Raw genomic sequence first — 19,297 nt, forward strand, 5'->3', positions numbered from 1 at the left:
CTCTTAAAGAGGAGGTTATTTCACATTCTCTCTCCTATCCCCATACACCATCTCTTCTTTCATCCCAAATCCATCACCATTTTGCACAATTTGCTCTGTCGGTGCAACTACACTTTCGGCAATTTTCCATTCCCCACGCTCTTTTACAAATACTTGTAGAAAATAGTTCATACCATCTAATTGATATGCATTTTCTTTTTTCACATTATAGTGAATCGCAATGTAGTACACTTGAATGTTTTCTTTCCCTATTTTTGATACGTATTGCGATAGTCTCGGTATATAAAGTGCTGCTTTCTGAAAAGATAGTTGCTTCGCTTTAACAAACGATGAACTTGTTACATTACGTAATGTGTCCCGATTACGAATATTATCGCTATGGTGAAATAATACTGCGTTTTGCATAGAACGAACCCATAATTTCGAATATAAAACTGTATTATCAGTTTCAATGTACTTCACTTCTTTTCGCACCACTTGGATAGGCGTATCTGCGTACGTGAATGTTTGAAAATAGAAAAAACTACCAAATAAAATGGTAAGTGCAGCAATATATTTCATAATCTTTCCTCCGATCTTTTAATTAAAGTATCGGAGTTTCAAAATATTTTTATTCAAAAGAAAAAGGATAGGAATGCTTTCGCTTCCTATCCTCATTTATTATAATACGCGGCCAAATAGTTCTAAGACCATTTCTATTTCTTGGTCGCTCCAACCTTTAAATCTCTCTTTATAATATTCTTTACGCACAGCTTCAAGTTTTTCAGTTACTTCTCTTCCGTGCTCTGTAATTTCTAAGTACACGATACGACGATCTGAATTAGAACGTTTTCTTTCTACTAATCCTTTTCGTACAAGTCGATCTGTAACAGCTGTAATATGACTGGAGGTTACGTTTACTTCACTCGCAATTTGCGAAGCCATCTGTGGACTGTTTAAAAATAACGCACGTAATACAGAAAATTCATTATATGGCATATGTTCTGCAAAACGTGTATTAATATCATTTTGTAATAAACGTATCATTTTTCGAAATGATGCAGATAAATCTAAAATCAGCGTTTCTCTTTTTTCGTTCAATAGCCTCGTCCCTTTTTTATCATATTTACACATATTATAATCTATAAATACCTATATTGTATATGATTTCTTTCCTCAACATTCTCATTTATGTAACTTTTTTCATATAAATTTCTTTTTTGTTCACACATATACATATAAAAAGGATGGTGATGGAAAATGCAGGGTGGAATAAATCCTTATTTACACAACGTACGCACAGCTAATACTGGTAAAGAAGCTACTATTACTGTACAAGGCGAAGGCGTTGTCAAAGCAAAACCAAACGTTGTTATATTAACGCTTGGCATTCGAACTGATAGTAAAAATGTAAAACAAGCGCAGGAAGAAAATGCAGTACAATCAAAACAATTACTGGATGCACTTAAACAGCTGGGTATTGCCGATAAAGATATAGAAACGATTTCTTATACGATCACTCCTCAATACGAATATGTAAATGATAAAGCATTGCTCCAAGGATACCGTGTGGAGCATTTGTATGAAATTACCGTTTTAAATGTACAAAAAGCTGGGGAAGTATATGATATAGCCGTATCAAATGGCGCAAATGTAGCAAAAGGTTTACGTTTCCGAGTATCTCATCCAAATAAATATTATGAGAAGGCTCTCATTCAAGCTCTGCACCAGGCAGTAGAAAAAGCTCGTGCTATTGCGAGTACATATAATCTAAATATTAATCCTGTTCCCCTCTCATTCGTTGAAGAATCTGCCCAATTACCACGGGAGGTTACGTCTTATGCTACTTTACATGCACAAGCAGCCCCGCCCATTCAATCTGGTGAATTAGAAATCATTTCATCCATACGGGCTATTTTTACGTATTTATAACGAATTCTCTTTACAAGTAAACGTTATCATTTTACTTGTTGTAAAAACATGATGTTCTGATATAATAAAGGACGGTGAGCTCTTACAAAAGAGATATCACGGGTGGGAGAGGGATATGAAAAAGAAGGTTTAACATGAAAGGAATACTTGAAAGAACATTTAAATTAGGTTTACACGAAACATCACCAAAACAAGAAGTTTTAGCTGGAGTTACGTCATTTTTCACAATCGTATATATTATGATTGTAAATGCGTCCATCTTATCAGATGCTGGCATTCCTCTTGAAGCTGGAATTTTAGCAACTGTTTTTAGTTCATTTGTCGGATGTCTACTCATGGCATTTTGGGCAAATGCACCTGCTATTCTTGTCCCTGGTATGGGTGTAAATGCATTCTTCACGTACACAGCTGTGCATACGCTTGGACTAACTTGGCAAGAAGCATTAGCTGCTGTCTTTATCTCTGGTATTATTTTTGCAATTGCCGCTTTTACACCAATCGCTCGCGTGCTATCAGTATCAATTCCAAAGTCATTAAAGGAAGCGATTACTGTCGGCATTGGATTATTTTTAGCGTTTATCGGATTGCAAAAAGGTGGTTTAGTCGTTTCGAACCCAAATACTGCTGTGGCAATGGGGAAATTAAGTAATCCTGTCGTTCTTGCGACATTACTTACTCTTATCATTGCACTTGTATTATTTATTCGTAACGTACGTGGAAACTTTTTATGGACGATTGCAATAGGAACTGGTATCTCATGGTTATTTGGTCTTGTGGATACGAGTCAAATGGGAAATAGTTCATTCTCATTCGCTAATTACGGTGATGTGTTTGGAGCTATGTCATTTGGGAAACTTTCTTCCTTACCATTTTGGATTGCAACATTCTCTTTAAGCATGGTGCTTATTTTTGAGAACATGGGACTTCTGCACGGTTTATTAGAAGATGATCGTAAATTCCCACGTGCTTACCAAGCCAATGCAATTTCAGCAATGACATGTGGTCTATTTGGCACAAGCCCTACCGTTTCAACAGTAGAAAGTGCCGCAGGTATTACTGCAGGTGGTAAGACAGGTCTGACGTCTATCGTTACTGGGTTGCTATTCTTTGCATCACTGTTTGCTCTTCCATTTGTCAAATTAATTCCTGATAGTGCCATTGCACCAATCTTAATTATTATTGGCGGTCTGATGATTACAAGCATTCAACAAATTCCTCTGAACGACTTTTCAGAAGGATTTCCAGCATTCTTAATTATCGTTATGATCCCGCTCACATATAGTATCGCTGATGGCATTGCGTTCGGATTTATTGCTTACCCTATCTTAAAAGTTGCTCTTGGAAAGCGTAAAGAAGTCGCACCATCTATGTATATCATTACATGCTTATTCTTAGCTATGTTTGTATTACATGCTATTGGTTAAGAAAAAACACCGAGGAAATCCTCGGTGTTTTTTACTTAAACCATCCTTTTTTATAAAACCATGCCATCATTCCGCCGCCAATTAATGCCATTAGAAGAAGACAAATAAAATAACTATATTGTCCACCAAGCTCTGGCATATGCGTAAAGTTCATTCCATATACTCCCGCAATAAATGTTAATGGCATGAAAATAGTCGAGAATACAGTTAATGTTTTCATAATGTTATTCATATGATGTGAGTTTAATGAAAAATAACTATCCCGAATATCCGCCGTTAACTCTCGACTTGCCTCAATCATTTCCGTAAGTTTAAGTAAATGATCATGTATATCTTTAAAATAAATCTCATGATCACTTATACCGTAAAAACGAGTGGAATTCAAAATACGATACAATAAATCACGCATTGGAATAATTGTACGTCTTAACTTAGATAAATCTGCCCTAATATCAAATACTTCTTCTAGCACGGCTCCTGCTGTCTCACCTGTTAAATTATCATCAATCGCATTTAAATGATCTTCAATGTAATATACAGGTGCGAAATAATCATCTACAATTTGATCAGTGATTGTATGTGCTACATGTAAAGGTCCTTTCTTAATCCGCCTCTTCTCACCAAGTGTTTTCCATACTCTTTCAATTGCATTATTATGAGAAAAATGGAAAGAAACAATATAGCGATCACTAACAAACAAATCAATTTCATGTGGTTCTAGCCCATCTTCTCCAAACGCGTGAAGAACTAAAAAGTTATATCCATCATAAAAATCAACTTTTGGCCTCTGTACATATTCTAGACAGTCTTCAATTGCAAGGGGATGGAACTTAAAATGGTCTTGTAGAATATATGTATACTCTTCTTTCGTTGGCTTATATAAATCTAGCCAATACCATACAATATGGTCTTTCTTTGTTTCTTCTAGAGAAACATCATATAATACTTCATCTGTTTTTGTTACTGCACAAATTCTAATCATAATTTCACCCATTATTATTATAAACAAAAAATAGTAAAAAAAGCCAAGGAGAAATCTCCTCAGCTTTTTTTATTACTTCGTTACGATACCGTGTACTAAAGTTGGTGCATCTACGTGTTCTTTAGAGATCTTCATGTTCTCATAAATTTTCGCTTTTACATCTTCAACATTTTCGCGGTTCGCGTAAATTGTAACAAGGGATTCACCTTGCTTCACGCTATCGCCTACTTTTTTGCGCAGCATTAGACCAACTGCTAAATCAATTTCTGACTCTTTCGTTGCACGTCCTGCTCCTAAAAGCATTGCTGCTGTTCCGATTTCGTCTGCAACGATTTCTGATACATATCCGTCTTCTTTCGCTTCCACTTCAATTTTAAATTGTGCTTGTGGCAATTTAGAAGGGTCATCAACAACAGATGCGTCGCCGCCTTGCGCTGATAAGAACGTTTTAAATGATTCTAGCGCTTTTCCGTTGTTCATTATTTCAATTAGCTTTTCACGTGCATCTTCTAAAGATGAAGCTTGTCCAGCAAGGTACACCATTTGGCTTCCAAGTGTTAAACATAGCTCTTCTAAATCTTTTGGCCCTTTACCTTGTAATGTATCAATTGCTTCTTGTACTTCTAGTGCGTTACCGATAGCTTCACCGAGTGGTTGACTCATATCAGAAATAACTGCCATCGTATTACGACCAACGTTATTACCGATGCGTACCATTGCTTCTGCTAAACGTTTTGCATCTTCATCCGTTTTCATAAATGCACCTGCTCCAGTTTTTACATCAAGAACAATTGCATCTGCACCAGCAGCAATTTTTTTACTCATAATCGAACTTGCAATAAGCGGAATTGAGTTTACTGTTGCTGTTACATCACGAAGTGCATATAACTTTTTATCAGCAGGTGTTAAGTTACCACTTTGGCCGATAACAGCGATTTTGTTTTCATTTACAAGTCGCATGAATTCATCGTTTTCAATTTCCACATGGAATCCTGGAACTGCTTCTAATTTATCAATTGTACCACCAGTATGTCCTAAACCGCGTCCAGACATTTTCGCTACTGGTACGTCTAAAGCAGCTACTAATGGACCTAATACAAGTGTCGTTGTATCACCAACACCACCTGTCGAATGCTTATCTACTTTTACACCTTCAATAGCTGATAAGTCAATTGTATCGCCGCTATTTACCATTGCCATCGTTAAATCAGCACGCTCTTGATCGTTCATATCTTGGAAGAAAATTGCCATTGCAAGTGAACTTACTTGATAATCAGGAATATCACCATTTGTATATCCTTCAACAATAAAGTTAATTTCTTCTGTCGTTAATGCATGTCCGTCACGTTTTTTTGCAATTAGGTCCACCATTCTCATTGTGAAGTCACCCCTTCATTTGTTTTACGATTGCTTTTACTAATGCTAAGAAGTTAGCTTTAACACGTTCTGTCGTTTCAATTACTTCATCGTGATGAAGTGGCTGATCTAAAATACCAGCTGCCATATTTGAAATACAAGAAATACCTAATACTTTCATTCCAGCATGACGTGCTACAATTACTTCAGGTACTGTTGACATACCAACTGCATCTCCGCCAAGTGTACGAAGCATACGAATTTCAGCAGGTGTTTCATATACAGGACCTGTCATTCCAACGTATACACCTTCTTGTACTTTAATATTTAAGTCTGCTGCAACTTGTTTCGCCATTTCACGAAGTTCTACTGTATACGATGTAGACATATCAGGGAAACGTACGCCCATTTCAGAATCATTTGGCCCGATTAATGGATTCGTACCCATGAAGTTAATGTGGTCTGAAATTAACATAAGATCGCCTGGCTCGAATGATGTATTTACACCACCAGCTGCGTTTGTTACAACAACCGTTTCTACACCTAGTTCTTTCATAACACGAACTGGGAATGTTACTTTTTGCATGTCGTATCCTTCATAGAAGTGGAAACGTCCTTGCATTGCTACTACTGTTACACCTTGAAGTGTACCAAATACTAGTTGACCTGCATGGCCTTCTACAGTTGATACTGGGAACTCAGGGATTTCACTGTAAGGTACTGTTACTGCGTTCTCAATTTCGTCTGCTAATACACCAAGTCCTGATCCAAGGATTAGTCCTACTTGTGGTGTCTCTTGAAATTTCTCTTTTAAGTATGAAGCTGATTTTGTAATAAGTTCACGATTCATTTGTTTATCCCCCTATTTCTTTAGCTCGTTTAAGAAGCTTGTTCCGTATTCTGGCATTTTCACACCGAAGTTTTCTGCTACTGTTGCACCAATATCAGCAAATGTTTGACGAAGTGGTAACTCTTGTCCGCCTTCTTTCATACTTGGGCTATATGCTAATAATGGTACATATTCACGTGTATGGTCAGTACCAGGGTGAATTGGATCATTACCGTGGTCTGCTGTAATTAATAATAGATCATCTTCTTGTAGTTTTGCGAATACTTCTGGAAGACGTGCATCATATTCTTGCAGAGCCTCTCCGTATCCTTGTGGATCACGGCGGTGGCCGAATAATGCATCAAAGTCAACTAAGTTTAAGAAGCTAAGACCTGTAAAGTCCATATTTAATGTATCTACAAGCTTATCCATTCCATCCATGTTAGACTTCGTACGAAGTGATTCCGTTACCCCTTCACCATCATAGATGTCAGAGATTTTACCGATAGCAATTACATCGTAGTCACTATCTTTTAATTCATTCATTACTGTACGGCCGAATGGTTTTAATGCATAATCATGACGGTTTGGTGTACGTGTAAAGTTTCCAGGTTCACCAACGAATGGACGAGCAATAACACGACCTACCATGTATTTCTCATCTAATGTTAATTCACGTGCAATTTTACAGATTTTATATAACTCATCAAGTGGCACTACTTCTTCGTGTGCTGCAATTTGCAATACGCTATCAGCAGAAGTATAAACGATTAAAGAGCCGGTTTCCATTTGCTCTTGGCCAAGTTCATCAAGAATTTCAGTTCCAGAAGCTGGCTTATTACCGATAATTTTACGGCCTGTTTTTTCTTCTAATTCATCAAGTAATTCTTTCGGGAATCCTTCTGGGAACACTTGGAATGGTGTATCAATGTAAAGGCCCATGATTTCCCAGTGACCTGTCATTGTATCTTTACCAGTAGATTTCTCTTGCATTTTTGTGTAATATCCAAGTGGTTTCTCTACTTTAGAGATACCTTTCATTTCACGAATGTTACCAAGACCCAATTTCACCATGTTAGGCATTTGTAAACCATTCATATGTTCAGCAATGTGACCAATTGTGTCAGATCCTAAATCACCAAATTGCTCAGCATCTGGTGCTTCACCGATTCCCACAGAGTCCATTACGACTAGGAATATACGTTTATATTTATTCATAACTGCGACCTCCTATAAGTTCAGTTCTACTTCTTGTAGTATGTTCAAAACGCTATAAAGTGAAACTGTTATCCATAAGAATTCTCATTGTCAAACAGTACTTCTTTAAACCATTCTCTAACCTATTTCGTTTTACTTGAAACGACTCAAAAACATTTCTAGTTTTTTCTAAGTCAGATGTCAGACATCTGATACTGATATCATAACATGTTTACGCTTTCTTTTTAATACATTTTCGTAGAATTTCTCATTTTCTTCACACTTCTATTGTAATCCATTCTGCAACGAAGTGCTAATTTTTTTATGATTTATTTCTTCATATTAAAAATAAAAAGTAGCTCTAAAGAGCTACTTTTTATTTTACTTCTATTGTTTCTTCTTTATGTTCATGCAATTCGCCTTTTCTTACATGCACTTTCACTTTGTAAGCACCGTTCTCTTTGAAAGTATGTTTCGTTTCATACTCTCCTTTATTCCCTTCTTTCGCTGGAATAAATTCGTGTTTTTCAACACCATCTTTCCAAATCTCTAGTTGTACTTCAGCACCAGTTAATGCTTCTTCTTTTTGCTTTAAATGAACTTTCATTGTAGATTCAGCATTTGCCTTTATGTCTCCAGCCATAAGATGGATCATTGTGTCACTTTTATGATCTCCATGTCCTGCACTGTGATCACTATTTTCTTTTTTCGCATCTTCTACTTTCGCATTTCCTACAGCAACTTTCACTTCCGGCATAACGTGCATTTCACGTGCATTTGTGTGAGCGATAATATGGTATACTCCATCCGTTTCGAATGTTTTCTCTACTGCATAAACACCTTTTCCTTTATGCTTACCATCTAACATCTCGTGCTTTTCGTCGCCATCTTTCCAAATTTCAAACTTTACATCATCGGCATCCGTTACTTTTTCTTTTCCTTGTGTAACAAGTGCTTGTACTTCTGTTTTTTCACCTGGTTTAATTTCTTTCGGATTTGTTTGGACTGCTACTTTTACAGCTTCAAGTTTCTGTTCTTTTTTCGGTTCTTCTTTGTTTGTATTACAGCCAGCCAACGCTAGCATCGCGATAAATAAAGTTATAATCAGTTTTTTCATCATCATTTCCTCCTTTATACTTTATTTAGTATAGAGGAAATACATTGTAATATTCCAGTCTTCTGCTGAAAACAATATACGAAATGTTTGTGAAGTTTCTGTGAAACGGTCTTCCCTTCTGAATCTATGAAAAAAGAGCATAGTAACTATGCTCTTGGATGAAACTGTTTATATACATCTTTTAATCTAGTTTTTGAAACGTGCGTATAGATTTGCGTCGTTGAAATATCTGCATGACCAAGCATTTCTTGTACAGCACGTAAATCTGCTCCATTTTCTAATAAGTGCGTAGCAAACGAGTGACGCAACGTATGAGGTGTAAGCTCTTTTTCAATATTTGCTTCTTTCGCTAATCGTTTTAATATTTTCCAAAATCCTTGTCTTGATAATCGATTACCATGATGGTTTAAAAAGAGTGCATCTACTACTTTTTTCCCCATTAATTCTCTTCTTCCTTTTTCAATATACTTTTGAATCGCTTCCGTTGCTAAACTTCCTAGTGGAATAATTCTTTCTTTATTCCCTTTCCCTATGCAACGAACAAATCCCATCGTTAAATGTACATCTTCTAAATTGAGTGCAATCAATTCTGAAACACGAAGTCCTGTCGCATACAGTAACTCTAGCATCGCCTTATCACGTATCCCAAAAGCACTTGTCATTTTTGGTGTTTGAAGTAACGCCTCTACTTCATCAACTGATAATACTTTTGGTAATTTCCGTTCCCCTTGCGGCGTTTCAATATGTACGGATGGATCGTGCTCTACCGCTCGTTCACGAAGTAAAAATTGGTGGAACGAACGAATTGATGCAATATGACGCGCCAATGTTTTCGAAGATTTTCCGTTTTCTTTTAAATACTGCAAAAAGTTAACAATGTGTAAACGGGTCACTTCATGAAAAGTTTTCGTCTGTTCCACATTTTGCAAATACTTTACGTAGCTTTTTAAATCCCGTTCATAAGATACTACTGTATTCTTTGCTAATCCTTTTTCGACAACCATATAATGAATAAAATCTTTTAATTGATCTTCCACTCTACACTACTCCCCATTTTCATAGAAAAACATCATTCTATTTACGAAAGCATCCTTTGCCGGTTCTTCATTCCCTGATACTTTTTCTACAGTCTCTTCTTTAGGTTTTTCATAACGATGATAGCTTTCATATTCTTCATTTATCCATAGTATAGCGAAATAAAACAAAATCGTACAACTTGTAAATAATAAAAATACTTTTATTCCATCAAAAGTTAATTTTAAAGCTCGGCGCATTGTAAATTCCTCCAAAATATAAGTTATTACAACATATGCCAAGCTTTCACCAATTTATACCTTATTCAAATAAAAAACCTCTTCCTAGATAAATAGGAAAAGGTTATTTTTCATCCGTTTCATTTTCTTGACAATTTTTACAAATCCCATGGAATGTTAAACGATGATCTTTCACCTTAAAGCTCCAGTCTCGTTCTACTTTCCTTTCCACTTCACCAAGTAAATCTTCTTGTATTTCTTGTACAGCACCACATTGTGTACAAATCAAATGATGGTGAAAACGCTGCGCACCTTCTTGGCGTAAGTCATAGCGTGAAACACCGTCTCCGAAGTTAATCTTATCGACAACTTTTAACTCAGATAATAGTTCTAAAGTTCGATAGACGGTTGCTAATCCGATCTCTGGCGACTTTTCTTTTACAAGGAGGTAAACATCTTCTGCGCTTAAATGATCTTCTTCATTTTCTAGCAGCACACGAACTGTTGCTTCACGTTGCGGTGTTAATTTATAGCTCGCTGCATGTAATTGCTTCTTAATTCGTTCAATTCTTTCTTCCATTCGGTACTACTCCCTCCTCGCCACTCTTACACCATTATATCAGAAGAAGGGCTTCTGTCAAAAGAAAAACAATAAAAACAAATTGATAATTATTCTCAAAAAATATTTATTTTTTATTAATAGCCTCAACAACTTCTTTCATTAAAACTGGTGATGCGTAAGCCTCCACACTAGAAGCCATTGCTAATACCGCTCCAATTACAAGAAAGAAACATGTATACCGGATTAATAATGGTAATAGTGGCTCGGTTATTTTTCTAATAAATTGATGCCTAATCATCCGTAAAGAAAAACTTGCAGCAATGGTTGTCATAATGAGAAAGACTGGAATGATAATTAAATTTTGTGGCAAAACAGATACAAATGCTAATAATAGTCCATTCCATCCATGCTGACTTACTAAAAAACCAACTGTAAATCCAACAACAACTCCTTTTACAAATAATAAAATAAAAATAAGTGGTAATCCAATAATTGAAATCCCTAAAATCCAAATAAATCCGATGTATTTTAATTGCGAAAAGTAACTTTCTCGAAACATTTCGCCCGCAATGGCAAATTCTCCTTTAGAGACTTGTCCAAAAAAACGTTGTAAATAAAATGATAAATCTTGTTTTTGATTGATTTGTAAACTATTCACAAGAATGGCTCCAAATATTACTCCCATCAATAATAAAACAGCGTTAAATATATATAATGAAGAGTTTTCCTGTATGTGAGACATTACACGGTCTTGCCAATTTTTTCGCCACATTTTTCTTCCCTCCGTTCACACTCTTATTAAAAATGTATGAAAGAAAGAAAAAAGTATGACGAATTAACATTGAAATTCCGCTCTACTTTGCTAAACTAAAAAGTAGAGAATAGGAGGGATTTCTCTTGAAACCATTATTATTAGATTTTCCAACATTATTTCAAACTGAACGCTTACAAGTTCGTAAACCATTTCCAGGTGATGGTGCAGAAGTATATGAAGCAATCCAAGCTTCTCTAGAAGACTTAGTACCGTGGGTACCAATTAACGCTGAAACAGAAGAGAGTGCTGAAGAAATTGTTCGCGAAGCTCACGGACAGTTTTTACTTCGTGAAACACTTGATTTTCACTTATACGATAAAGTATCTGGTACATTCATCGGAGCAATTACACTAAAACCTGAAAACTGGGATATTCCAAAGTTTTCACTTCACTTCTGGTTGCATAGCGCTTATACAAAACAAGGCTATATGACTGAAGCTGTTAAAGGCGCTATCCAATTCGCCTTTGATAAACTAGGCGCTAGAAGAATTGAAATTCGTACTGATGCAACAAATATAAATGCATGTAGCTTAGCAGAACGTTTAGAATTCATTCTAGAAGGTACAATGGAAAATGATTTCCTAGCACCAGACGGTAGCTTACGTGATGCACGTGTATATGCAAAAATCAATTAAAAAACACTCGCCTTTGGCGAGTGTTTATTTTTGTAGTTGTAAATATTGTACTGCAAACATCGTCTTCGCATCATGAATACGAAGATTTTTCATAAGAGTAATCGCTTCTTCTAACGATACTTCCATTAATTCCACAAACTCATCTTCATCTAACTCAGCTTTATTTTCTTTTTTTGTCAAACCTGTCGCTTTATATACATATAAAATTTCATCTGCGAATCCTGGAGATGTATAGAAAGAAGTAATAAGCTCCATATTTTCACATACATATCCTGTTTCCTCTTCTAATTCACGAACTGCTGTTACCTCTGGTTTTTCACCAGGCTCTAACTTGCCGGCTGGAATTTCTATAATCGCCTTTTCAAGCGCTTTACGATACTGCTCAACAAGCACAATTTTCCCCTCATCTGTAATAGCAATAATCGCAACTGCACCAGGGTGATTTACAATTTCACGTTTACTCATTTCTCCATTTGGTAATACTACATCATCAACACGAACTTTTATAACTCTACCATCAAAAATCGGCTCAGTTTTTACTGTTCTCTCTGTAAGATTACTCATACTACTTCATCTCCCTGTTCTATTTCCTATTCTTTCTTCATACATTTTACCACATTGAAAGGAGCGTGATAGAAATGAAAGTTTATATTTTACCAAATCGCATCACGTTAGTCGGAAAAGCATGGCAAATTCGCCATAAGCTAAAACAATATAGCAAAGAGTATACAACTGTACAAGAGTGGATTACAGCAAATAAAATGAAACATTAATCCGTTAAGCTCACATTAATTATGCTTTTACGGGCAGTTAATGCAAAGCGAAAAGGAAACGTTTGTCAACCTCTTTTCCCTCTCGTACAATAAAGGTAAGGAGGTTGACCTATGAAAAAACGTCAATTAGGAAACTCAGATTTATTTGTTACAGAAATGGGCCTTGGCTGTATGTCTCTCGGTACATCTGAAACAGAGGCTATGCGTATTGTCGATGAAGCAATCGATTTAGGAATTAATTTTTTTGATACAGCAGATTTATATGATTACGGATTAAATGAAGAATTTGTTGGAAAAGCCTTGAAGGGGAAACGAGACAAAATTGTTCTTACAACGAAGGTTGGAAATCGTTGGACAGAAGAAAAAAACGGCTGGTCTTGGGACCCTTCTAAAGCTTACATAAAGGCTGAAGTAAAAGAAAGTTTACGTAGACTTCAAACTGATTATATTGACCTTTACCAACTTCATGGCGGAACGATTGAAGATCCAATAGATGAAACAATTGAAGCTTTTGAAGAATTGAAAAAAGAAGGTATTATCCGCCATTACGGTATTTCTTCTATACGTCCAAATGTAATCCGTGAATATGCAAAACGCTCAAACATCGTTAGTGTACTAATGGAATATAGCCTTTTAAATCGTCGTCCAGAAGAATGGTTCCCGCTTCTGAATGAACACCAAATTAGCATCATTGCTCGCGGACCACTTGCAAAAGGAATTTTAACTGATAACAATGCAAGAAAAATAGAAAGAGTAAAGGAAAAGGATTACCTCTCTTATTCTTACGATGAATTACATACAACTCTAGCGAGTGTAAAAGAAACGATTGGAGAAAGCTCTTTAACAGGAACAGCTATTCAATATTGCTTACATAATAAGACTGTTGCAGCTGTTATACCTGGCGCAAGCTCTCTTCAACAATTGCAGGAAAATATACGAGCTAGCCAACAGTTACCTTTAACTAAAGAAGAATATGTACAACTTCAAAAAATTGTTAAATATGACACATATGCTTTGCATCGTTAAAAATATCGAATTACCGATAAACAGAAGACTGTCTCCTTTATTAGGAGACAGTCTTTTTTATAACGTATCATATTTATCAGGATTTGTGCCTACATGTAAATCGCGATTCAACGTGTTAATTTGATTTATCTCTTCTTCAGTTAGTGAGAAATCAAAAATAGTAAAGTTTTCTTTAATACGAGATGGTGTAACAGATTTAGGAATTGTAACAATCCCGCTTTGAATATCCCATCTTAATATAACTTGCGCAGGTGTTTTTTCATATTTGTTAGCAATAGCCTGAATGATTGGATGCTGAAATACTTCTCCGCCCCTCATTAACGGACTCCACGCTTCCATTTGGATTTGCTCACCTTGACAATGATTACGCAATTCAAATTGCGTTAACATCGGATGAAGTTCTACTTGGTTCACCATCGGCTTCACTTTGCAATTTGGTAATAACAATTCTAAATGATGTTTATGAAAATTAGAAACACCAATCGCACGCACTTTACCTTCTTCATATAATTTTTCTAACGCTCGGTACGTATCCACATACTTCCCTCTTACTGGCCAATGTATTAAATATAAATCTACATAGTCCATTTGTAATTTCTTTAAGCTTTTTTCAAACGCCTCGAGTGTCTCCTCGTATCCTTGATCGTCATTCCAAACTTTTGTTGTAATAAATAGGTCTTCTCTTGGAATTCCTGATTCACGAATCGCTTCTCCGACACCGCTTTCATTTTCATACACAGTTGCTGTATCAATCGAACGGTATCCAACTTCTAACGCTGTTTTTACTGCTTGTTTTACTTCGTCGCCTTCTTTTGCTTTATAAACGCCTAGACCAATCATCGGCATTTTCACGCCATTATGAAGTGTAGTTGTTGGAATATACACAGTCGTCTCCCTTTCATTGTTACATTTTTTTATAAGCCACAACTTTATTTCAACAAGATTCATCCCAAAAGTCAAAACATACGTACAGTTTACATAACACTTTTATATAGCTAAAAAATAACGTGAACTCATTTATTCACGTTATTTTCTCTCCATTCTTTCGCTTTTTCATCCACATTGCGCACAAACTCATTTTTCCCTTCCGTATATAACGTGCCATCATATGTATACTTTTCGGCCAATTCTTTCTTTAAGGTTGCATATGCCTCTGCTTCTTCACAATGAGCCATCATATAATCACGAAATGCTAAATGCCTTACTATCTCTGGATTTCCTTTTTCAAACACGTGTAAATGATACAAACGTTTTTCTTCCGTTCCATGGATAAAAAATCGGCGTCCTGAAATACCATTTTCCCCTTTTACGATGTAACCAAGCTCTATAAATCGTTCATTCCACCTATCTACCCTTTCAATACTTTCTACTTCCATGATCATATCAATAATAGGTTTAGCTGCCAGTCCTGGCACTGACGTACTTCCAATATGATGAATTTCCACCGTTTCTGGCATCGCTGTTTTTAATCTTTCAGCCTCCATTTGAAATTTTTCACTCCAATGATTTTCATGCGGAACAACTACAATTTTCCTCATAATAACTCCCCTTTTCTTACAAGCTCGTCAAAAAATGATCAGTGAATTTCACTGATCATTTTTTTATTATTTAAAGTCTTTCCAAGTAAGGTTACTTTCACTTAGCAGTTCTTCAAATGATTTATTCTTTTCACGTTCTTTTTGTTCTTTGCGCTTTCTTTCCAGTTCAGCTGCCTCTTTTTCCTCTTCTCTCACTTGCAACTCTTTCTTCTTACTCTTTAATTGTTGCATGAGTGAATCATTTAATTGATCGCCTAATGTAAGTGTTTCTTTCTTTGGTGGATTCACTTGCGATTGTCTTTTCATTTGTCTTTGTTTCTTTTTCTTCATGCTACTCACCTTTTACTTTTTTCTCCATTATAGTAGATACACGATGCAATCGACAATAAAAAAGGGTCTTTACTCTATTATCCACTTTTTGTAAATATGTTAATTTTTCGAAAAGACTAAATTTTTATGTAGCTATAATCCTATGAATCTATTAAAATTATGTCGTATGATGTCAGATTATAAAAAAGGAGAAATGAACTATGTGGAAAAAAATTATTCCTGCCGTTGCTGTTTTAAGCACTATTACTTTTTCAAGCGTATTTGCCGCTCCCCCATCTCAGAATCCAGCTGAACAAAACCGCTACATAGACGTACAAATGCTTGGTATTAATGATTTCCATGGACAACTAGATACTGTTAAAAAAATTAATAATAAAGAAGCTGGTGGCGCTGATTACTTAGCTACTTATTTAAAAGAACGTAAAAAACAAAACCCTAATACACTTCTCGTACATGCTGGTGATATCGTCGGAGCTAGTCCACCAGTTTCAGCATTATTACAGGATGAACCGACGATTGAATTTTTAAATGATTTAAAATTTGATGTTGGTACAATCGGAAACCATGAATTTGATGAAGGTATTGATGAAATGAAACGCCTCATTTACGGTGGATATCATGAAAAAACAGGGAATTTCAAAGGGGCTAACTTCCCCTATGTAGCTGCTAACTTCTATAACAAATCAACTGGCCGCTTATTTTTACCACCATTTACTGTAAAAATGGTAGATGGTGTTCCTGTAGGATTCATTGGTGTTGTTACAACTGATACACCAAATGTCGTTATGCCTACGATGCTTAAAAATGTACAAATTACTGATGAAGTAGAAGCAATTAATAAATCAACACAACAATTAAAACGCCTCGGCGTTAAATCTATCGTCGTTCTTGCTCATGTCGGTGGAACAACCGATGAGTCTGGGGTAACAAATGGCGACCTTACTCGAATTGCAAATGAAACAGACCCAGAAGTTGATGTTATTTTCGGTGGACATAGTCATACGTATGTAAATGGTACAGTAAATAATAAGCTAATTGTCCAAGCAAATTCTTACGGCACGGCTTTCTCAGACGTGGATGTAACAATTGATCGTAAAACAAAGGATATTATAAAGAAAAAAGCTGAAGTTGTTACAACGTATCATGAAGGTGTAGAACCTGATAAACAAGTAAAGAAAAAACTAGATCAATATAAAGAAAAAATCGCACCACTTGTAAATGAAGTGGTCGGAAAATCTACAGCATCTATCGACCGTAAACAAAATGATGCTGGTGAGTCCACTCTTGGAAATTTAGTTGCCGATGCTCAGCGTCAAACGATGCAAACTCAAATCGCCCTCATGAATCCTGGTGGCATTCGTAATGACTTAGATGCTGGTGATATTACGTGGGGTGAGTTATACGGCATTCAACCTTTTGGAAATCAATTGATTAAAGTAGATTTAACAGGTCAAGACATTCGCGATATTTTAAATCAGCAATGGCAAAAAGGAACAACAAGAATGCTTCAAATTTCAGGTATTCAATATGCGTGGGATGCAAATAAACCAAACGGTGAAAAAGTTACAAATATACGTTTAACAAACGGAGAAGAATTATCTCCATCTAAAACGTATAGCGTAGTTGCAAATGCTTTCTTAGCTTCTGGCGGTGACGGATTCATATCATTTAAAAATGGTAAAAATGCAGAAACTGGTCCAAACGACTTTGAAGCGTTAGTCGATTACGTAAAACAATTAAAAGAACCAATTGAGCCAGTTATTGATGGAAGAATCCAAAAAGTAAATTAAGTGTTTCTCTAATAAGAAATTTCATTTTTCACGCCATAAAAGATTTGCACTAATCCTGTATTTATACGTAATATGCATCATAAAAAGGATACTCGTTCTTCCAATGAACATAGTATCCTTTTCTTTAGTTATCAAAATGTGATGTTTTGTTAAATTCATATTGCTGTAAAAATTGTTGCAACGCCTCTTCTACAATTTTAGATTTTTGAATTCCTTTCGATTCTGATATAAGGTCCAATCTTGCTAATATTTCTGTATTAATAGAAAAGGTGCGTCTCTTTTTCTCTGTACTTTTACTCATAATTGGTGCAATTACTTCTTCTCTTCTTCTTAATAATTCATAAATACTTTGTAATTGCTCATAAATTAATAATTGATAATCTGTTTTCTCATATTGAAGGGCGGTCGCTTCTTGGAGTTGTAAGTGACGTGGTTCTTCTCCATCTCCTACAAAAATACGTTTCTTCTGCTCTCCATCATATTCGTATCCAATCAATCTTAATTTCTTCGATAATGTATACGGGCTTATTTCAAGACGTTTTGCTATAATAGCGATGGATTCACGCCTATTTAAACCATCTATAATTTCTCCAATCGTCACAATTTCCCTCCTCCCGTGTTGAAATGACACTAGTATGGTATGTTACAATGATTTTCTAACAGTATATGCAAAATGAATAGCCTGTGCGATTCATACGATTTCACAAAAGGAGGTTTTCAATATGCTTTTGCGTAGCTATACCCCTCAGTTCTATAATGAAAACAAACAACTCATTCCTAATAGTATCGCTACGATAGAAAGCGTTATGATTAATAATCGAAAACAAACTCTCCTTATGCGTGGGCAAAACGTAGAGCAGCCTATTTTATTATGCTGCCATGGTGGACCCGGCATGGCACAAATCGGATTTATTCGTCATTTTCAAAAAGAATTAGAGAAGCACTTTATTGTTATTAATTGGGATCAGCGCGGGGCAGGTAAATCTTTTTCAATGAAAGATTTCGGAGCAAATTTTACAATCGAACAATTCGTTTCCGATGCAAAAGAAGTGATTCAATATGCACTTAAAAGGTTCAACAAACAAAAACTATTTCTCGCTGGTCATTCTTGGGGAAGTATTATTGGGCTTAACATAGCACATCAATATCCAAAGTATATCGAGGCTTACATCGGTATTGGGCAAATTGTAAATATGAAACAAAATGAAGAATTGCTATATCAACATTTAATTAGTTCTGCAAAAAAACATGATCATAAAAAAGCATTAGCTTCCCTTTTAAAATTAGGAAAACCACCATTTTTAGATATGAGACGTCTTATTATTCAAAGAAAGTGGCTTGGCACATTCGGAGGAGCAATCCAAAACGGATCTTCCTTTTCTTTCATACGAAAAGGTTTCTTTTCTCCTGAATATACGCTATTAGATTGGTTCAAGTTTCTCGCAGGAAATTTAAAATCTGGCGTTTTATGGGAAGAAATGCTGACAATCGATTTCTTTTCTTCTATCTCAAGTTTATCTATTCCAGTTTATTTTTGTTCTGGTCGCTATGATTATCAAACTCCTTATGCACTCGTTCAGGAATATTGCGATATTATTGAAGCGCCTATAAAAAAAATGATTTGGTTCCCAAATTCAGCACATTCTCCTGATCTAGAAGAACCAGAATTATTCGCCAATTCTTTGCAATCAATTAAACAAGAGCTAGCTTTTCAGCATTAGTAACAAAAGGCTCTTTTACATTTCATAGAAAACATTTTA

At 35.7% G+C, this 19,297-nt stretch carries 23 protein-coding genes; 7 read left to right on the forward strand and 16 right to left on the reverse strand.

Annotated elements, in window-relative coordinates:
* Positions 1 to 15 precede the first annotated feature (15 nt).
* Together DN403_RS18950 and DN403_RS18955 are read right to left on the reverse strand one after the other, a co-directional pair.
* The gene (locus DN403_RS18950; RefSeq protein ID WP_000873789.1) at positions 16 to 561 is read right to left on the reverse strand and encodes a hypothetical protein; all 546 of its coding nucleotides are present in this window, start codon (positions 559 to 561) and stop codon (positions 16 to 18) included.
* Positions 562 to 660: 99 nt separating this feature from the next.
* Positions 661 to 1,080: a MarR family winged helix-turn-helix transcriptional regulator gene (locus DN403_RS18955; protein ID WP_001003307.1), complete on the reverse strand. Its 420-nt coding sequence runs from the start codon at positions 1,078 to 1,080 to the stop codon at positions 661 to 663.
* Between the two features lie 159 nt (positions 1,081 to 1,239).
* Between DN403_RS18955 and DN403_RS18960 the strand changes: the two genes are divergently transcribed.
* Both DN403_RS18960 and DN403_RS18965 read left to right on the forward strand, forming a co-directional pair.
* Positions 1,240 to 1,911: an SIMPL domain-containing protein gene (locus DN403_RS18960; protein WP_001161431.1), complete on the forward strand. Its 672-nt coding sequence runs from the start codon at positions 1,240 to 1,242 to the stop codon at positions 1,909 to 1,911.
* 134 nt (positions 1,912 to 2,045) lie between these two features.
* Positions 2,046 to 3,335 carry an NCS2 family permease gene (locus DN403_RS18965; protein WP_000676243.1) on the forward strand — a complete coding sequence of 430 codons (1,290 nt, stop codon included), beginning with the start codon at positions 2,046 to 2,048 and terminating at the stop codon, positions 3,333 to 3,335.
* A 31-nt stretch (positions 3,336 to 3,366) separates the two neighbouring features.
* On the opposite strand, the gene corA is transcribed toward DN403_RS18965, so the two are convergent.
* From corA to spoIIM, 9 genes are all read right to left on the reverse strand, one after another.
* Positions 3,367 to 4,329: a magnesium/cobalt transporter CorA gene (corA, locus tag DN403_RS18970; protein WP_002026281.1), complete on the reverse strand. Its 963-nt coding sequence runs from the start codon at positions 4,327 to 4,329 to the stop codon at positions 3,367 to 3,369.
* 60 nt (positions 4,330 to 4,389) lie between these two features.
* Positions 4,390 to 5,694, reverse strand: a complete 1,305-nt coding sequence (locus DN403_RS18975) for a pyrimidine-nucleoside phosphorylase (RefSeq protein ID WP_149185678.1) — start codon at positions 5,692 to 5,694, stop codon at positions 4,390 to 4,392.
* 7 nt (positions 5,695 to 5,701) lie between these two features.
* Positions 5,702 to 6,523, reverse strand: coding sequence for a purine-nucleoside phosphorylase (locus tag DN403_RS18980; RefSeq protein WP_001078446.1), 822 nt, complete (start codon positions 6,521 to 6,523; stop codon positions 5,702 to 5,704).
* Between the two features lie 12 nt (positions 6,524 to 6,535).
* Positions 6,536 to 7,720, reverse strand: a complete 1,185-nt coding sequence (deoB, locus tag DN403_RS18985; RefSeq protein ID WP_001046081.1) for a phosphopentomutase — start codon at positions 7,718 to 7,720, stop codon at positions 6,536 to 6,538.
* A gap of 355 nt (positions 7,721 to 8,075) precedes the next feature.
* Positions 8,076 to 8,816 carry a FixH family protein gene (locus tag DN403_RS18990; RefSeq protein WP_000733456.1) on the reverse strand — a complete coding sequence of 247 codons (741 nt, stop codon included), beginning with the start codon at positions 8,814 to 8,816 and terminating at the stop codon, positions 8,076 to 8,078.
* 146 nt (positions 8,817 to 8,962) lie between these two features.
* Positions 8,963 to 9,853 carry a site-specific tyrosine recombinase XerD gene (xerD, locus tag DN403_RS18995; RefSeq protein ID WP_000390088.1) on the reverse strand — a complete coding sequence of 297 codons (891 nt, stop codon included), beginning with the start codon at positions 9,851 to 9,853 and terminating at the stop codon, positions 8,963 to 8,965.
* A 6-nt stretch (positions 9,854 to 9,859) separates the two neighbouring features.
* On the reverse strand, positions 9,860 to 10,090 hold the full coding sequence (locus DN403_RS19000; protein ID WP_001250432.1) for a YqzK family protein: 231 nt from the start codon (positions 10,088 to 10,090) through the stop codon (positions 9,860 to 9,862).
* Between the two features lie 103 nt (positions 10,091 to 10,193).
* A complete protein-coding gene (gene fur / locus DN403_RS19005) occupies positions 10,194 to 10,649 on the reverse strand; it encodes a ferric iron uptake transcriptional regulator (RefSeq protein WP_000392657.1) in 456 nt (151 codons plus the stop codon).
* A gap of 106 nt (positions 10,650 to 10,755) precedes the next feature.
* The gene (gene spoIIM, locus DN403_RS19010; protein WP_229172950.1) at positions 10,756 to 11,373 is read right to left on the reverse strand and encodes a stage II sporulation protein M; all 618 of its coding nucleotides are present in this window, start codon (positions 11,371 to 11,373) and stop codon (positions 10,756 to 10,758) included.
* A gap of 155 nt (positions 11,374 to 11,528) precedes the next feature.
* Between spoIIM and DN403_RS19015 the strand changes: the two genes are divergently transcribed.
* Positions 11,529 to 12,080 (forward strand): GNAT family N-acetyltransferase, encoded by a 552-nt coding sequence (locus tag DN403_RS19015; protein WP_016077274.1) that lies wholly within the window; start codon positions 11,529 to 11,531, stop codon positions 12,078 to 12,080.
* Between the two features lie 24 nt (positions 12,081 to 12,104).
* Here DN403_RS19015 and DN403_RS19020 read toward each other — a convergent pair whose 3' ends face one another.
* On the reverse strand, positions 12,105 to 12,644 hold the full coding sequence (locus DN403_RS19020; RefSeq protein ID WP_000067931.1) for an NUDIX domain-containing protein: 540 nt from the start codon (positions 12,642 to 12,644) through the stop codon (positions 12,105 to 12,107).
* A gap of 74 nt (positions 12,645 to 12,718) precedes the next feature.
* On the opposite strand from DN403_RS19020, the gene mciZ reads away from it, so the two are divergent.
* Together mciZ and DN403_RS19030 are read left to right on the forward strand one after the other, a co-directional pair.
* Entirely contained in the window at positions 12,719 to 12,853 is a 135-nt protein-coding gene (gene mciZ, locus DN403_RS19025; RefSeq protein WP_000870291.1) for a Z-ring formation inhibitor MciZ, read from the forward strand.
* A 111-nt stretch (positions 12,854 to 12,964) separates the two neighbouring features.
* On the forward strand, positions 12,965 to 13,879 hold the full coding sequence (locus tag DN403_RS19030; RefSeq protein WP_016077273.1) for an aldo/keto reductase: 915 nt from the start codon (positions 12,965 to 12,967) through the stop codon (positions 13,877 to 13,879).
* Positions 13,880 to 13,936: 57 nt separating this feature from the next.
* On the opposite strand, the gene DN403_RS19035 is transcribed toward DN403_RS19030, so the two are convergent.
* From DN403_RS19035 to DN403_RS19045, 3 genes are all read right to left on the reverse strand, one after another.
* Complete coding sequence (locus tag DN403_RS19035) at positions 13,937 to 14,764, reverse strand: aldo/keto reductase (protein WP_000275862.1); 828 nt, start codon at positions 14,762 to 14,764, stop codon at positions 13,937 to 13,939.
* Between the two features lie 128 nt (positions 14,765 to 14,892).
* Complete coding sequence (locus DN403_RS19040) at positions 14,893 to 15,417, reverse strand: GrpB family protein (protein WP_149185679.1); 525 nt, start codon at positions 15,415 to 15,417, stop codon at positions 14,893 to 14,895.
* Positions 15,418 to 15,483: 66 nt separating this feature from the next.
* Positions 15,484 to 15,747: a YqkE family protein gene (locus tag DN403_RS19045; RefSeq protein ID WP_016077271.1), complete on the reverse strand. Its 264-nt coding sequence runs from the start codon at positions 15,745 to 15,747 to the stop codon at positions 15,484 to 15,486.
* A 200-nt stretch (positions 15,748 to 15,947) separates the two neighbouring features.
* On the opposite strand from DN403_RS19045, the gene DN403_RS19050 reads away from it, so the two are divergent.
* Positions 15,948 to 17,537, forward strand: a complete 1,590-nt coding sequence (locus DN403_RS19050) for a bifunctional metallophosphatase/5'-nucleotidase (protein WP_016077270.1) — start codon at positions 15,948 to 15,950, stop codon at positions 17,535 to 17,537.
* 124 nt (positions 17,538 to 17,661) lie between these two features.
* Here DN403_RS19050 and DN403_RS19055 read toward each other — a convergent pair whose 3' ends face one another.
* Positions 17,662 to 18,138, reverse strand: a complete 477-nt coding sequence (locus DN403_RS19055) for a ribbon-helix-helix domain-containing protein (RefSeq protein ID WP_000151934.1) — start codon at positions 18,136 to 18,138, stop codon at positions 17,662 to 17,664.
* Positions 18,139 to 18,259: 121 nt separating this feature from the next.
* Between DN403_RS19055 and DN403_RS19060 the strand changes: the two genes are divergently transcribed.
* Positions 18,260 to 19,258: an alpha/beta fold hydrolase gene (locus tag DN403_RS19060; protein WP_016077269.1), complete on the forward strand. Its 999-nt coding sequence runs from the start codon at positions 18,260 to 18,262 to the stop codon at positions 19,256 to 19,258.
* Positions 19,259 to 19,297: the final 39 nt, after the last annotated feature.

Source organism: Bacillus sp. AY2-1 (genome assembly GCF_008368965.1).
In the GTDB taxonomy this organism is placed as follows: domain Bacteria; phylum Bacillota; class Bacilli; order Bacillales; family Bacillaceae_G; genus Bacillus_A; species Bacillus_A thuringiensis_S.

Coding starts and splice junctions, on each gene's coding strand:
- DN403_RS18980 (WP_001078446.1), bottom strand. CDS start 6,523: ATGAATCGTGAACTTATTACAAAATCAGCTTCATACTTAAAAGAGAAA.
- corA (WP_002026281.1), bottom strand. CDS start 4,329: ATGGGTGAAATTATGATTAGAATTTGTGCAGTAACAAAAACAGATGAA.
- spoIIM (WP_229172950.1), bottom strand. CDS start 11,373: ATGTCTCACATACAGGAAAACTCTTCATTATATATATTTAACGCTGTT.
- DN403_RS19040 (WP_149185679.1), bottom strand. CDS start 15,417: ATGAGGAAAATTGTAGTTGTTCCGCATGAAAATCATTGGAGTGAAAAA.
- DN403_RS18960 (WP_001161431.1), top strand. CDS start 1,240: ATGCAGGGTGGAATAAATCCTTATTTACACAACGTACGCACAGCTAAT.
- DN403_RS18990 (WP_000733456.1), bottom strand. CDS start 8,816: ATGAAAAAACTGATTATAACTTTATTTATCGCGATGCTAGCGTTGGCT.
- DN403_RS18975 (WP_149185678.1), bottom strand. CDS start 5,694: ATGAGAATGGTGGACCTAATTGCAAAAAAACGTGACGGACATGCATTA.
- deoB (WP_001046081.1), bottom strand. CDS start 7,720: ATGAATAAATATAAACGTATATTCCTAGTCGTAATGGACTCTGTGGGA.
- DN403_RS19050 (WP_016077270.1), top strand. CDS start 15,948: ATGTGGAAAAAAATTATTCCTGCCGTTGCTGTTTTAAGCACTATTACT.
- DN403_RS19045 (WP_016077271.1), bottom strand. CDS start 15,747: ATGAAGAAAAAGAAACAAAGACAAATGAAAAGACAATCGCAAGTGAAT.
- mciZ (WP_000870291.1), top strand. CDS start 12,719: ATGAAAGTTTATATTTTACCAAATCGCATCACGTTAGTCGGAAAAGCA.
- DN403_RS18965 (WP_000676243.1), top strand. CDS start 2,046: ATGAAAGGAATACTTGAAAGAACATTTAAATTAGGTTTACACGAAACA.
- fur (WP_000392657.1), bottom strand. CDS start 10,649: ATGGAAGAAAGAATTGAACGAATTAAGAAGCAATTACATGCAGCGAGC.
- DN403_RS18950 (WP_000873789.1), bottom strand. CDS start 561: ATGAAATATATTGCTGCACTTACCATTTTATTTGGTAGTTTTTTCTAT.
- DN403_RS19060 (WP_016077269.1), top strand. CDS start 18,260: ATGCTTTTGCGTAGCTATACCCCTCAGTTCTATAATGAAAACAAACAA.
- DN403_RS19000 (WP_001250432.1), bottom strand. CDS start 10,090: ATGCGCCGAGCTTTAAAATTAACTTTTGATGGAATAAAAGTATTTTTA.
- DN403_RS19030 (WP_016077273.1), top strand. CDS start 12,965: ATGAAAAAACGTCAATTAGGAAACTCAGATTTATTTGTTACAGAAATG.
- DN403_RS19020 (WP_000067931.1), bottom strand. CDS start 12,644: ATGAGTAATCTTACAGAGAGAACAGTAAAAACTGAGCCGATTTTTGAT.